The sequence below is a fragment of the Streptomyces sp. NPDC006197 genome (genome assembly GCF_040613865.1).
In the GTDB taxonomy this organism is placed as follows: Bacteria; Actinomycetota; Actinomycetes; order Streptomycetales; family Streptomycetaceae; genus Streptomyces.
In genome coordinates this window covers 1-11861 of record NZ_JBEXSZ010000077.1, presented here as the reverse complement: position 1 = coordinate 11861, position 11861 = coordinate 1, and the positions used below count along the sequence as shown (strand labels likewise).

General features: G+C 71.6%; 13 protein-coding genes and 1 pseudogene. 10 read left to right on the top strand and 4 right to left on the bottom strand.

Going from position 1 to position 11861, the window contains the following annotated elements; translation table 11 throughout:
* Window positions 1-104: 104 nt before the first annotated feature.
* A complete protein-coding gene (locus tag ABZ318_RS23260; RefSeq protein WP_356904392.1) occupies window positions 105-1982 on the top strand; it encodes a pentapeptide repeat-containing protein in 1878 nt (625 codons plus the stop codon).
* A gap of 201 nt (window positions 1983-2183) precedes the next feature.
* On the opposite strand, the gene ABZ318_RS23255 is transcribed toward ABZ318_RS23260, so the two are convergent.
* Window positions 2184-2369, bottom strand: a complete 186-nt coding sequence (locus ABZ318_RS23255) for a helix-turn-helix domain-containing protein (protein WP_356904391.1) — start codon at window positions 2367-2369, stop codon at window positions 2184-2186.
* Window positions 2370-2645: 276 nt separating this feature from the next.
* Between ABZ318_RS23255 and ABZ318_RS23250 the strand changes: the two are divergent.
* The 3 genes and pseudogenes from ABZ318_RS23250 to ABZ318_RS23240 form a co-directional block, all read left to right on the top strand.
* Window positions 2646-2786, top strand: a pseudogene (locus tag ABZ318_RS23250) (peptidase C39 family protein); the annotation flags it as partial.
* 75 nt (window positions 2787-2861) lie between these two features.
* Window positions 2862-3008: an SCO1431 family membrane protein gene (locus ABZ318_RS23245; RefSeq protein ID WP_356904390.1), complete on the top strand. Its 147-nt coding sequence runs from the start codon at window positions 2862-2864 to the stop codon at window positions 3006-3008.
* A 153-nt stretch (window positions 3009-3161) separates the two neighbouring features.
* The gene (locus tag ABZ318_RS23240) at window positions 3162-4334 is read left to right on the top strand and encodes an acyl-CoA dehydrogenase family protein (RefSeq protein ID WP_356904389.1); all 1173 of its coding nucleotides are present in this window, start codon (window positions 3162-3164) and stop codon (window positions 4332-4334) included.
* On the opposite strand, the gene ABZ318_RS23235 is transcribed toward ABZ318_RS23240, so the two are convergent.
* Window positions 4297-4725, bottom strand: a complete 429-nt coding sequence (locus ABZ318_RS23235; protein WP_356904388.1) for a hypothetical protein — start codon at window positions 4723-4725, stop codon at window positions 4297-4299. The two genes, ABZ318_RS23240 and ABZ318_RS23235, sit on opposite strands and share 38 nt — an antisense overlap.
* A 204-nt stretch (window positions 4726-4929) precedes the next feature.
* Between ABZ318_RS23235 and ABZ318_RS23230 the strand changes: the two genes are divergently transcribed.
* Window positions 4930-5991 carry a hypothetical protein gene (locus ABZ318_RS23230; protein WP_356904403.1) on the top strand — a complete coding sequence of 354 codons (1062 nt, stop codon included), beginning with the start codon at window positions 4930-4932 and terminating at the stop codon, window positions 5989-5991.
* Window positions 5992-6001: 10 nt separating this feature from the next.
* Entirely contained in the window at window positions 6002-7093 is a 1092-nt protein-coding gene (locus ABZ318_RS23225; RefSeq protein ID WP_356904387.1) for a phosphotransferase family protein, read from the top strand.
* A gap of 9 nt (window positions 7094-7102) precedes the next feature.
* Here ABZ318_RS23225 and ABZ318_RS23220 read toward each other — a convergent pair whose 3' ends face one another.
* Window positions 7103-7471, bottom strand: a complete 369-nt coding sequence (locus tag ABZ318_RS23220) for a hypothetical protein (protein WP_356904386.1) — start codon at window positions 7469-7471, stop codon at window positions 7103-7105.
* Between the two features lie 225 nt (window positions 7472-7696).
* Here ABZ318_RS23220 and ABZ318_RS23215 point away from each other — a divergent pair, with 225 nt between their 5' ends.
* Both ABZ318_RS23215 and ABZ318_RS23210 read left to right on the top strand, forming a co-directional pair.
* A complete protein-coding gene (locus ABZ318_RS23215; protein WP_030691308.1) occupies window positions 7697-8137 on the top strand; it encodes an Lrp/AsnC family transcriptional regulator in 441 nt (146 codons plus the stop codon).
* A 66-nt stretch (window positions 8138-8203) separates the two neighbouring features.
* Complete coding sequence (locus ABZ318_RS23210) at window positions 8204-9841, top strand: amidohydrolase (RefSeq protein ID WP_356904385.1); 1638 nt, start codon at window positions 8204-8206, stop codon at window positions 9839-9841.
* Window positions 9842-9979: 138 nt separating this feature from the next.
* Here ABZ318_RS23210 and ABZ318_RS23205 read toward each other — a convergent pair whose 3' ends face one another.
* On the bottom strand, window positions 9980-10114 hold the full coding sequence (locus tag ABZ318_RS23205) for a hypothetical protein (RefSeq protein ID WP_356904384.1): 135 nt from the start codon (window positions 10112-10114) through the stop codon (window positions 9980-9982).
* Window positions 10115-10307: 193 nt separating this feature from the next.
* Between ABZ318_RS23205 and ABZ318_RS23200 the strand changes: the two genes are divergently transcribed.
* Complete coding sequence (locus ABZ318_RS23200) at window positions 10308-11084, top strand: polyprenol monophosphomannose synthase (protein ID WP_030691310.1); 777 nt, start codon at window positions 10308-10310, stop codon at window positions 11082-11084.
* Between the two features lie 73 nt (window positions 11085-11157).
* The gene (gene fxsA / locus ABZ318_RS23195) at window positions 11158-11751 is read left to right on the top strand and encodes an FxsA family membrane protein (RefSeq protein ID WP_356904383.1); all 594 of its coding nucleotides are present in this window, start codon (window positions 11158-11160) and stop codon (window positions 11749-11751) included.
* Window positions 11752-11861: the final 110 nt, after the last annotated feature.

The following is an 11861-nucleotide window of genomic DNA, read 5'->3' as shown; positions in this document are numbered from 1 at the left end:
TTCGGGATCAGAATCGGTAAGGAAGTTACGGCTGGGACAGGGAAGTCCTGAGAGTCCGGTGGCAAGTTCGGCAACCATCGAACGCGCTCGATCGTCCTTCGGGTATGCCATACCCAAGCACCGAGCCGTCCCTAGCTCCACCTGACTGGCCGCACTGCGGCCACGGCAATGACCCGGAGGACCCGGTCGGCTGCCGGGGCATCCATGTACCTGGTCACGCCGTATGCCTTGCCCACCTGACCGACGCTGACCGCAACCTGTATCTCAACGGCCTGACACCCGGCGCCGACATCGACCATCGTGGCACGCCCTTCACCGAACGCCTTCTTGATGCCCTCCTCGGTGCTCTCCTCGACCCTGCCACCGAATACCCCCGGGTCGGCGAAGCCCGGTTCGACTCGGCTACCTTCCAAGGCGATGCTCGGTTTGTGGGGACGACCTTCCAGGGGCACGCGTGGTTCGACTCGGCAAGCTTCCAAGGCCTTGCATGGTTCGATTCGGCAAGCTTCCAGGGCCTTGCTCGGTTCACGTCAGCGAGTTTCCAGGGCTACGCCCATTTCGATGCGGTGAGCTTCCAGGGCCATGCCGTGTTCGACTCGGCGACCTTCCATGACCTGGCGTGGTTCGACTCGGCGACCTTCAGGGGTAAAACCACGTTCGTCTCGGCGACCTTCGAGCACCTCGCCCAGTTCGACTCGGCAACCTTCCAAGCCGGCGCGTTCTTCGTGCGGGCGATCTTTCAGGGCACTGCCCACTTCTCCGCGGCAACCTTCGAGGGGCACGCCTCATTCGGGTGGTCGGCTTTCCAGGGGGATGCCGGGTTCCGGTCGGCAGTCTTCGAGAGCGACGCTTGGTTCGAGGAAGCGGCCTTCGAGCGGTTAGTCACCCTCGGACCTTTGGTATGCGCCGGACGGTTCGTTCTGTCCGAGGCGACGTTCAGCGGCCCGGCGAAGCTGTCGTTCGCCGCGCGTCGCCTAGAGTGCTTGCGAACTCGCTGGTCGTCAACGGCTGAGTTGCGTCTGCGCTACAGCACGGTCAACTTCGCCCACGCGGTTTTCGAATACCCCCTCACGATCGCCGCGGAGGCTGATCCCTTCGTGCTCCCCGACGGACAGCCGGTGGAGGAAGAAGCTCTTGCTGACGCGCCGGACGCCACAGTGCGGATGGCGTCGTTGCGCGGAGTGGATGGTGCCCATCTGGTCCTTGCCGACATCGACCTGTCGCAGTGCCTGTTCGCTGGGACCGTCCACTTGGACCAGGTGCGGCTGGAAGGCACCTGCACCTTCGACACAGTCCCTCCTGGCACGCATTGGCGGCACTGGCTCCCTATACGGTTCACTCAACGCCGCACTCTTGCTGAAGAACACCGCTGGCGTGCGAGCCAGGCAAGAGCGGTGCGGGGCTGGAACGTGGCGGTGTTCGGCGCCGGAAATGTCGGGCCCGCTCAACTGGCACCCGTATACCGGGCACTGCGCAAGGCATTCGAGGACAGCAAGAACGAACCAGGAGCGGCGGACTTCTACTACGGCGAGATGGAGATGCGCCGCCACGAAAGTACCAGCACTACCCGAGCCGAACGTGGACTGCTGCACAGCTACTGGATGCTGTCCGGCTATGGCCTGCGCGCCTCTAGGGCCCTGGGCTGGCTAGCTGCCGCCATGATCGTCACCATTGTGCTACTCATGGGCTTCGGACTGCCAAAAGACAACCCGAAGCAGGAAGCGACCGGCACTGTACCGCCCGGCGGTGGCAAGGTCACCTTTGAGATCGACAAGGTTGATCCCCAGAACCCCACTGGAAACAAGTTCACCGGCGAGCGCTTCGAGAAGGCAATGAACGTCACGCTCAACTCAGTTTTGTTCCGCTCCTCTGGACAAGACCTGACCACCGCCGGCACCTATATTGAGATGGCGTCCCGCGTCACCGAGCCCGTCCTTCTGGGTCTGGCGGTCCTGGCCGTCCGTAACCGCGTCAAACGCTGACCCGGCGCCTCGCTGTCAGGGGATCAGCTGGACACTGCGATCGCCGGACATTGAAGCAACCGCTGCACTCGAACCGCCCCAGGGAAGATTTCAGTAAGTAGGTCACAGCCTCGCTCATTGAAATTTCCCGCGCGACCTGTGACCGAGCCCCAGTGCTTGCTGAACTCCTGCGAGGCCTTTGATGTCCCGCCCGCTTGTGCTTCACGTTTGCGCGGCCATTCGGCAACGATCTTCTAGCCATTTCCGGACCTCCATCGGAGAGAGCAGAAGCTGTTGGCCTACGCGGAAGCTCGGCAGCTCTTCCCTGAGGTGGTTGTCGTACACCCAAGAAGTGGGCTTCCCGAGATAGGCGGCAAGCGCCTTGACGTCCCACATCGGCTCACTCATAAACGATTCCTCTACGCTTGCTTCAGCTGCTCGCGAGGACGGTAGTGCGGAAAGACGGCCGCACCAAGCGGGTGGAGGTCTGCCGGGCGACGAGGGCCCCGGAGGCAGCACCGATCCAGCACGACGCACCCGAACGGGCCGGAACGGACGCCAGCGGAAGTCAGCACCAGGTCAGCACCAGCGCGTCTGCGCTCGATTTGCCTCGCGCGGTCCGTGCCTCTGACCTGCATGTTTGTGCGGGAGAGCGCCGCGTGGTAAGCGACGCCCTCCCATTTGGAGAACATCTGGCTCCGCACCAAGCGCTACAACGCGAGCGGCAAAGTGGTGTCCGGCACAGGAGGGGTCTGCTACCTCTACTTCCCCGAGCGCCCCTCGGCCGCCCAGCGCAAGGCACTGGAGACCCTCGGCATCGTCTGACGCGCCCCGGCGGCCCCGGGGGGCGTGACCGACGTCTCTACCCCCGGACCGCCCGGGTGTCGCAAGGTGGTCGGCATGACCTCCACCACCCACTCCCGCCTCCTCGTCCGCGCACGGACGGGCGGCCCCCGCGACGACGGCCCCAAGATCCTGGAGCACGTCCTCGGCTGGACCCTGGTCGTCCTGCTCGCCGTCCTCGTCACCCGGGCGGGCCTCATGTAGGGCGGTCACGGCTTACGGGCGTCCGCGCGGCCTCCCCGGCAACCGTGTGCATCCCCGGCGTCCGTGTGATCCTCCGGGCCGGAACGGGCATACTCCCCGCGATCTCGGCACTCCGCGCGCGCCCGCGCGCCCGGCAGGGAGGAGCGTCCGGCCATGACCGACAGCACCGCGGACGGCGTGGAACGCCGGCTGCCCACCGACGAGGCCCGGGAACTGCTCTCCCTGGTGCGTGACATCGCCCGGCGGGAGATCGCCCCGCGCGCCGCCGAGGAGGAGGCCGCCGGCCTCTTCCCGCGCGGGCTGTTCACGCTGCTCTCCCGCTCCGGGCTGCTCGGACTGCCGTACGACCCCGAGCACGGCGGGGGCGGTCAGCCGTACGAGGTCTACCTCCAGGTCCTGGAGGAGCTCGCCGCCGCCCGGCTCACCGTCGGGCTCGGCGTGAGCGTCCACACCCTGGCCTGCCACGCGCTCGCCGGCCACGGCACCGACGAGCAGCGGGCCGCGCACCTGCCCGGGATGCTGGGCGGCGGTCTCCTCGGCGCGTACTGCCTCTCCGAACCCTCCGCCGGATCGGACGCGGCGGCCCTGCGGACCCGCGCCGTCCGGGACGGCGGGGACTGGGTCCTCGACGGCACCAAGGCCTGGATCACCCACGGCGGGATCGCGGACTTCTACACGGTCATGGCCCGTACCGGCGGGCCGGGCGCGCGCGGCATCACGGCCTTCCTGGTGCCGGGGGACGCGCCGGGGCTGGGCGCCGCCCCTCCCGAGCGGAAGATGGGCATGAAGGGCTCTCCGACCGCGCAGCTCCACTTCGACGGGGTGCGGGTCGCCGACGACCGGAGGCTGGGCGGGGAAGGGCAGGGCTTCGCGATCGCCCTGGACGCCCTGGACGCGGGGCGGCTCGGCATCGCCGCCTGTGCCGTGGGGCTGGCCCAGGCGGCCCTGGACGAGGCCGTCGCGTACGCGAGGGAGCGCCGCCAGTTCGGCCGGCCGATCGCCGACTTCCAGGGGCTCCGCTTCCTGCTCGCCGACATGGCGACCCGGATCGAGGCGGGCCGGGCGCTGTACCTGGAGGCGGCGCGGCTCCGGGACGAGGGGCGGCCCTTCGGCAGGCTCGCGGCGATGGCCAAGCTCTTCTGCACGGACGCCGCCATGCGGGTCACGACGGACGCGGTGCAGGTGCTCGGCGGCTACGGCTACACGGCGGACTTCCCCGTGGAGCGGTATCTGCGCGAGGCGAAGATGCTCCAGATCGTGGAGGGGACCAATCAGATCCAGCGCGTGGTCATCGCCCGTCACCTGGTCGGACCAGAGTCCCGCTGACGCGTACGGTGCGGTCCGCCCAGACCGGTCCGGCGGCGAGCCTGGTCCACTCCTGGTCGCGGTGGCCGGGCAGGGTGCGACCCTGGCTGGCCCAGAGGGAGAGCACGTCCCGGTAGATGGGCGGGTCGGCGGGGACGGGGGGCTTCACCTGCGGCTTCACCTGAGGCTGCGCCTGTCCCTGCATCGGTACGGGGACCGGGACGGGCGCGGGGGTCGGCGCGGGCGCCGGGGCGAACGCGGGCGCCGGGGCGAACGCGGGCGCCGGGGCGGGAGCCGGGGCCGGGGGCGGTGTCGGCTCCGTCGACGGCGACTGAGGAACCGATTCTTCACCGCGCGGTTCGGCCTGCCGGTGCCGACCGTAACCGCTGGGAGTGTCGTACAGCGTGGTCATGCCCGGACCAACGCGCCCCGGCGGCCGGGGTCACCGCCGAGCGGATTCGAGCGGCAGTTCGCCCGGTACCCGGTGCACGACTCTGGCCTCCCGGACGAGAGCTGACGTACCGTCAGATCCCACTCGCCGCTCAGGAGGTCAGCCGTGGACGACGACCGGCCCGTCGCGCTCGACGAATACCCCGTGCACCAGGCACCGCTCTCGATGAAGCACCACGTCAGCGGCGACCGGAACGCCTACGACCGGTGCATCTTCCACGTCTTCGACCACGCCGGGCGGGCCCTGCTCATCGCCGGTCTCGGCGTCTACCCCAACACCGGGGTCGTCGACGCCTACGCCACCCTGCGCACCGGCGACCGGCTGCACGCCGTCCGCGCCTCCGACGCCCTCGGCGACGACCGGATGAACCTCTCCGTCGGCCCGCTGGCCATCACCGTCGACGAACCCCTCCGACGCCTCTCCCTGCACTGCGCGGCCGACCCCGACGACCCGGACGGGCTCTCCTTCGACCTCACCTGGACCGGCGACTTCCCCGCCGTCTGGGAGCCCCACCACACCCAGCGCCACGGCGGCCGGCTCACCCTCGAAGGCCGCCGCTTCGTCCAGGCCGGACACTGCGAGGGCACCCTCAGGGCCGGCGGCGAGGAGTTCACCGTCACGGCGGGGGAGTGGACCGGCACCCGCGACCGCAGCTGGGGCGTCCGCCCCCTCCCCGGCGAGGAACCCGGCCGCGCCGCCGAGTTCCGCCCCGAGGGCTTCCACTGGCTCTGGATCCCGATGCGCTTCGAGGACCGCTTCCTCATGGTCATCGCCCAGGAGGACGCCGACGGCTACCGCACCCTCAACGAGGCCCTGCTCGTGCGGAACGGCCACCGCGACACCCAGCTCGGCTGGCCCCGCACCGAGATCACGTACCGCCCCGGCACCCGCCACCCCGAGCGGGCCACCGTCCACCTCACCGACCCGGCCGGAAAACCCCTGGAGATCGGCGTCGAGATCCTCGCCTCCTCCCCGCTCGCCGTCGGCGCCGGCTACCCGCCCGCCACCGACTGGCAGCACGGGACCTGGCAGGGCCGCGGCTGGACCGACCGCCGCGTCTACGACCTCTCCGACCCCGCCGCCCACCCCGTGGCCGCCTACGGCGTCACCGACCACGCCGCCCGCTTCACCCTCGACGGCCGCACCGGCCACGGCATCTTCGAGCACGGCTCCTTCGGCCGCCACGACCCCAGCGGCTTCGCCGACCACACGCCAACCGCGATCTGAGGAGCGTCCCTTGGCCACCGCCCCGCGTCCCCGCACCACCACCCGCGACCCCGAGGAGCTCGGCCGGCGGCTCACCGCCTGGCTGGACCGGCAGCTGCCCGGCGCCAGGGCCACCGGCCTCACGGTCCCCGGATCCAACGGCATGTCCAGCGAGACCCTGCTCTTCGACCTCGACCACCCGGACGCCCCCGTGCGCGGCTGCGCCCTGCGGCTCGCCGCCGACCCCGCCGCGTACACCGTCTTCCCCGTCTACGACATGGCGCGCCAGCACCGGGTGATGCGCCTCGTCGGCGAGCACACCGACGTCCCCGTGCCGCGCGTGCTCTGGCTGGAGGAGGACCCGGAGCCGCTCGGTGCGCCCTTCTTCGTGATGGCCCGCGCCGAGGGCCGCGTCCCGCCGGACGTCATGCCCTACACGTACGAGGGGAACTGGCTGCACGCCGCCACGGACGCCGAACGCGACCGCCTGGAGGCCGAGTCCGTCTCCGTACTGGCCAGGCTGCACGACCAGTTCCCCGCGAAGGAGGCCGAGTTCCTGCTGCCCGAAGGCACCGGGAGCCCGTTGCGCCGGCACGTCGACGCCCAACGCGCCTACTACGCATGGGTCGTGGAGGGGTTCGCGCCCTCACCACTCATCGAGTCGGCCTTCGACCGGCTCGAGGAACTCTGGCCGGCCGACGAGGGCCCCGCCGTCCTCGGCTGGGGCGACGCGCGCATCGGGAACATCGTCTACGACGGATTCACGCCCGCCGCCGTCCTCGACTGGGAGATGGCGGCGTACGTCCCCCGCGAGGTCGACCTCGGCTGGACCGTCTACCTGCACCGCTTCTTCCAGGACCTGACCGTCGGCTTCGGCCAGCCGGGGCTGCCCGACTTCCTGCGGCGCGACGCGGTCGAACGGCGGTATGCGGAACTGACCGGCCACACCCCGCGCGACATGGAGTTCCACACGCTCTACGCGGCGCTGCGGCACGCGATCGTGATGCTCAGGATCGCGTACCGCCAGGCCCACTTCGGCGAGGTCGAGGTGCCCGGTGACCCCGACGGCCTGATCCTGCACCACGCCACGCTCGCGGCGATGGTGCGGGGAAGCTACTGGTAGCCGGCCGGCTCAGGCCGCGCGCCGCATCTGCGGCACCCGGATCGGGCGCGAGCCCGGACCGCCGACGTGCGAGAAGGGCTGCGTGCGCCAGTCGAGTCCCTGGGGGAGCGTCAGGAGCAGTGCGGTGTCCTGCTCCTGGACCCCCAGGACGTCGTCGGCGGGGCGGGCGTCGGTGGCCGGGAGGCCCGTGCCCGGGCAGACCGTCAGGACGAAGGGGTTCCACGGCGACGGGCAGAGCGCGTGCTCCGGCAGCGCGTCCTCGTCCGCGAGCAGCGCGATGGGCTGCACGCACTCCGGGCAGACGACCCGGAACATCTCAAAGGTGTCGTACGCGTCGAGCTCGTCGGACGTGTCGACCGAATCAACAGGCTCCTGCATTGGGAATCTCCCCCTCGGCTGGGTCGGCCGGATCTGTGCGGCCTCGACCACAGCAAGCACTTCCCATGCGGAACTCCGCATAACCGCGAGGCGGCACCTCAGGCCGGGCGCAAACCTGTGGCGTTCGTCACATGCCTGTCGCAGGTGCCGCGTGACAGCCCATAGCGCCCCATACGGGCCGCCCCCGGCTGTGCCCCCGACCCTGCGGAGCAATAGGGTCACCGCATGGAGGAGCTGGATCGTCAGATCGTGGAGTTGCTCGTCAAGGACGGGCGCATGAGCTACACCGACCTGGGCAAGGCCACGGGCCTGTCCACGTCGGCGGTGCATCAGCGCGTCCGCCGGCTGGAGCAGCGCGGGGTCATCCGCGGCTACGCCGCCGTCGTCGACCCGGAGGCCGTGGGCCTGCCGCTCACCGCGTTCATCTCGGTCAAACCCTTCGACCCCAGCGCCCCCGACGACACCCCCGACCGGCTCGCCGACATCCCGGAGATCGAGGCCTGCCACAGCGTCGCGGGCGACGAGAACTACATCCTCAAGGTCCGCGTCGCCACCCCGCTGGAGCTGGAGCACCTGCTCACCCGCATCCGCTCCCAGGCCGGGGTCTCCAGCCGCACGACCGTCGTCCTGTCCACGCCGTACGAGGCCAGGCCCCCGCGCATCTGACGCGCAGGGCGGGCCGAGGGGGACCTGCCGGACAAACCGGGTCCAGGCAGGTCCTAGCCTTGTCGCATGAGCGAGTCCATGCCTCCCGCGTCTCCCGGCGACCACCGCACCGTGCTGCTGCGCGGTGGAGAAGTCCACAGCCCCGCCGACCCCTTCGCCACCGCCATGGTGGTGGAGCGCGGCCACGTCGCCTGGGTGGGCTCGGAGGGCGCGGCCGACGCCTTCGCGTCCGGCGTGGACGAGGTCGTCGACCTGGAGGGCGCGCTCGTCACCCCGGCGTTCGTCGACGCGCACGTGCACACCACCGCCACCGGGTTCGCCCTCACGGGACTCGACCTGTCCTCCGCCGCCTCGCTCGCCGAGGCCGCGGAGCTGATCCGGGCGCACGCCGCCGCCCGCCCCGAGGACCGCATCCTCGTCGGCCACGGCTGGGACGCCTCCCGCTGGCCCGAGCGCCGCCCGCTCACCCGCGCCGAGCTCGACGGGCTCACCGGCGGCCGCCCGCTCTACCTGACCCGGATCGACGTCCACTCGGCCGTCGTCACGACCGCCCTCCTCGACCTCGTGCCCGGCGTCCGGGACCTGGACGGCTTCCACGACGGGCAGCGCCCGCTCACCGGCGACGCCCACCACGCCGTGCGCGCGGCCGCGTTCGCCGCCGTCTCCCCGCTCCAGCGCACCGAGGCGCAGCGCGCCGCCCGGCTGCGGGCCGCCTCCCTCGGCATCGGCACCCTGCACGAGTGCGGCGGTCCGCAGATCTCCTCCGAGGAGGACTTCACCGGGCTTCTGGACCTCGCGCGCGAGGAGGCCGGGCCGCGGGTCGTGGGCTACTGGGCCGACCTCGACGTCGAGCGGGCGAGGGCCCTGGGCGCCCTCGGCGCGGCCGGCGACCTGTTCGCCGACGGCTCCCTCGGCTCCCACACGGCCTGCCTCCACGAGCCGTACGCCGACCACGCCGGGCACAGCGGCTCGGCCCACCTGGACGCGGCCGCCATCGCCCTGCACGTCGTCGCCTGCACCGAGGCGGGCCTCCAGGCCGGTTTCCACGCCATCGGGGACGCGGCGGTGACCGCGGTCGTCGAGGGCGTCAGGGCCGCCGCCGAGAAGCTCGGCCTGGCCCGGATCCGGGCCGCCCGGCACCGCGTCGAGCACGTCGAGATGCTCACCCCCGAGACGATCGCCGCCTTCGCCGAGCTGGGACTCACCGCCTCCGTCCAGCCCGCCTTCGACGCCCTCTGGGGCGGCGAGGAGGGCATGTACGCCGACCGGCTGGGCGCCGAGCGGGCCCGCACCCTCAACCCGTACGCCGCGCTGCTGCGCGCCGGGGTGCCGCTGGCGTTCGGCTCCGACAGCCCGGTCACCCCGCTCGACCCGTGGGGCACCGTCCGGGCCGCCGCCTTCCACCGGACCCCCGAGCACCGGATCTCCGCCCGGGCCGCCTTCACCGCCCACACCAGGGGCGGCTGGCGGGCCGTCGGCCGGGACGACGCGGGGACGCTGGTCCCCGGCGCCCCCGCCGACTACGCGGTCTGGCGCACCGAGGAGCTCGTCGTCCAGGCGCCCGACGACCGGGTCGCCCGCTGGTCCACCGACCCGCGCTCCGGAACGCCCGGTCTGCCCGATCTGTCCCCCGGTGTCGATCTCCCCGTCTGTCTGCGGACGGTGGTGTACGGGCAGACGGTGTTCGTACGGCCGAACGACTGATACGGGGATATTTCGGACCCTGGCCGCCGTTCCGCACCCCTGTCCCCGACCTGCGGATTCTCCCCTCCGGCCTGGCCTTTTGAAGGGTCTCCGCAGGTCAAGCGGGTGTTGACAGTCGCCCGCCGGGGGCGGGTAGGTTCACCGCGTCCACCACAGGACGTCCGACCGGACCGCCCCCACGCCGTAGCCGAACGCCGCCCGCGCCTCGGCCGCGAGGAAGGCCTCCCCGGCGGAAGGTGCGACCCGGGTGGGGCCCGGACGTTCAGTAGACAACGGCTCTCGGTCGACCCGCAGCCAGCGGATCCCAGGTCGGACCGAAGGACGCCGGGCCCCGCACCGCACGCCCCCCGCCTCGAGGGGGCCCCTTCCGTCCGGTCTGTCACCCGGGTCACTCGACCCGCCGCGCCGGAGCACGCCGGGGACCTCGCTATGGTGGGGTCCTGCGTATGTATCCGAAGGGGCAGTAGTGAACGACGGTGGCCAGAGGCGTTACGGCCCGCTCGGCAAGGCCTTGGTGATCATTCCGACCTACAACGAGGCGGAGAACATCAAGCCGATCGTGGCGCGGGTGCGGGAAGCCGTACCCGAGGCGCACGTTCTCGTCGCGGACGACAACAGCCCCGACGGAACGGGGAAGTTCGCGGACGAGATCGCGTCCGAGGACGACCACGTGCACGTCCTGCACCGCAAGGGCAAGGAGGGGCTCGGCGCCGCCTACCTCGCCGGCTTCCGGTGGGGCATCGAGCACGGCTACGGCGTCCTCGTCGAGATGGACGCCGACGGCTCCCACCAGCCCGAGGAGCTCCCGCGCCTGCTCACCGCCCTCAAGGGCGCGGACCTGGTCCTCGGCTCCCGCTGGGTGCCGGGCGGCCGGATCGTGAACTGGCCGAAGTCCCGCGAGTTCATCTCCCGGGGCGGCAGCCTCTACTCGCGCGTGATGCTCGACGTGCCGATCCGCGACGTCACCGGCGGCTACCGGGCCTTCCGCAAGGAGACCCTGGAGGGCCTGGGCCTGGAGGACGTGGCCTCGGCGGGCTACTGCTTCCAGGTCGACCTGGCCCGCCGCGCGGTCGCCGCCGGCTTCCACGTGGTCGAGGTCCCGATCACCTTCGTGGAGCGCGAGGTCGGCGACTCGAAGATGAGCCGCAACATCGTCGTCGAGGCGCTGTGGCGGGTCACCGGCTGGGGCCTGACGGCGCGTGCGGAGAAGGTCGGCAAGCTGCTCGGCCGCAAGCCCTCCTGACGTCCGTACGGCTCCTTCCGCACTGATCCTTCCTTTACGACGTTCCGGCGGGGCGCCAGGCACACTGGGGTCCATGACGACCGGCGCAACGCCTCCTCCCGCCCCCAAGCGCTCACGCGCGCGTACGTTCCTTCCGCTCGGCGCCGCCGCCTGGCTGGTCCTGGAGATCTGGCTGCTCACGGTGGTGGCGGACGTGGCGGGCGGACTGACCGTCCTCGCCCTGCTCGTCGGCGGTGCCGTGCTCGGCGCCGCCGTCATGAAGCGGGCGGGCCGCCGCGCCTTCCGCAACCTCACCTCGACCTTCCAGCAGGCCCAGGCGGCCGCGCGGGCCGGCGAGGCGCCCTCGCCCGCCGACCGGGCCGGCGCGGACGACCGCAACGGCTTCCTGATGCTCGGCGGCCTGTTCCTGATGATCCCCGGCCTGCTCTCGGACGCGGCCGGCCTGCTGCTGCTGATCCCGCAGGTCCGCTCGTTCCTCGGGCGGTACGCGGAGAGGGCCGTCGAGCGCCGGATGAGCGCCGCGCCTCCCGGCAGCCTCCAGGACGCCTTCCAGCAGGCCCGTATCCGCCGGCCGGACGGAAAGGTGGTCCAGGGCGAGGTCATCCGCGAGGACGCCCCCCAGGGCCCCCGTGGGGCCGAGGGGCCCCGTCCGCCGCTGACGCCCTGATTCCACGGCCGTGCCCCGCTCCCCGAGGGGGCGGGGCACGGGAACGCCGCGGGGCCCGGTACACATCGTGTACGCCTCGATCGGCGAGTTGCCCGCCTGGATCATCGGCT

Bases quoted from the DNA above. Each gene is read 5' to 3' on its own strand.
- ABZ318_RS23260 (WP_356904392.1), top strand. From the start codon at position 105: ATGCCATACCCAAGCACCGAGCCGTCCCTAGCTCCACCTGACTGGCCG.
- ABZ318_RS23255 (WP_356904391.1), bottom strand. From the start codon at position 2,369: ATGAGTGAGCCGATGTGGGACGTCAAGGCGCTTGCCGCCTATCTCGGG.
- ABZ318_RS23245 (WP_356904390.1), top strand. From the start codon at position 2,862: ATGACCTCCACCACCCACTCCCGCCTCCTCGTCCGCGCACGGACGGGC.
- ABZ318_RS23240 (WP_356904389.1), top strand. From the start codon at position 3,162: ATGACCGACAGCACCGCGGACGGCGTGGAACGCCGGCTGCCCACCGAC.
- ABZ318_RS23235 (WP_356904388.1), bottom strand. From the start codon at position 4,725: ATGACCACGCTGTACGACACTCCCAGCGGTTACGGTCGGCACCGGCAG.
- ABZ318_RS23230 (WP_356904403.1), top strand. From the start codon at position 4,930: ATGAAGCACCACGTCAGCGGCGACCGGAACGCCTACGACCGGTGCATC.
- ABZ318_RS23220 (WP_356904386.1), bottom strand. From the start codon at position 7,471: ATGCAGGAGCCTGTTGATTCGGTCGACACGTCCGACGAGCTCGACGCG.
- ABZ318_RS23215 (WP_030691308.1), top strand. From the start codon at position 7,697: ATGGAGGAGCTGGATCGTCAGATCGTGGAGTTGCTCGTCAAGGACGGG.
- ABZ318_RS23210 (WP_356904385.1), top strand. From the start codon at position 8,204: ATGAGCGAGTCCATGCCTCCCGCGTCTCCCGGCGACCACCGCACCGTG.
- fxsA (WP_356904383.1), top strand. From the start codon at position 11,158: ATGACGACCGGCGCAACGCCTCCTCCCGCCCCCAAGCGCTCACGCGCG.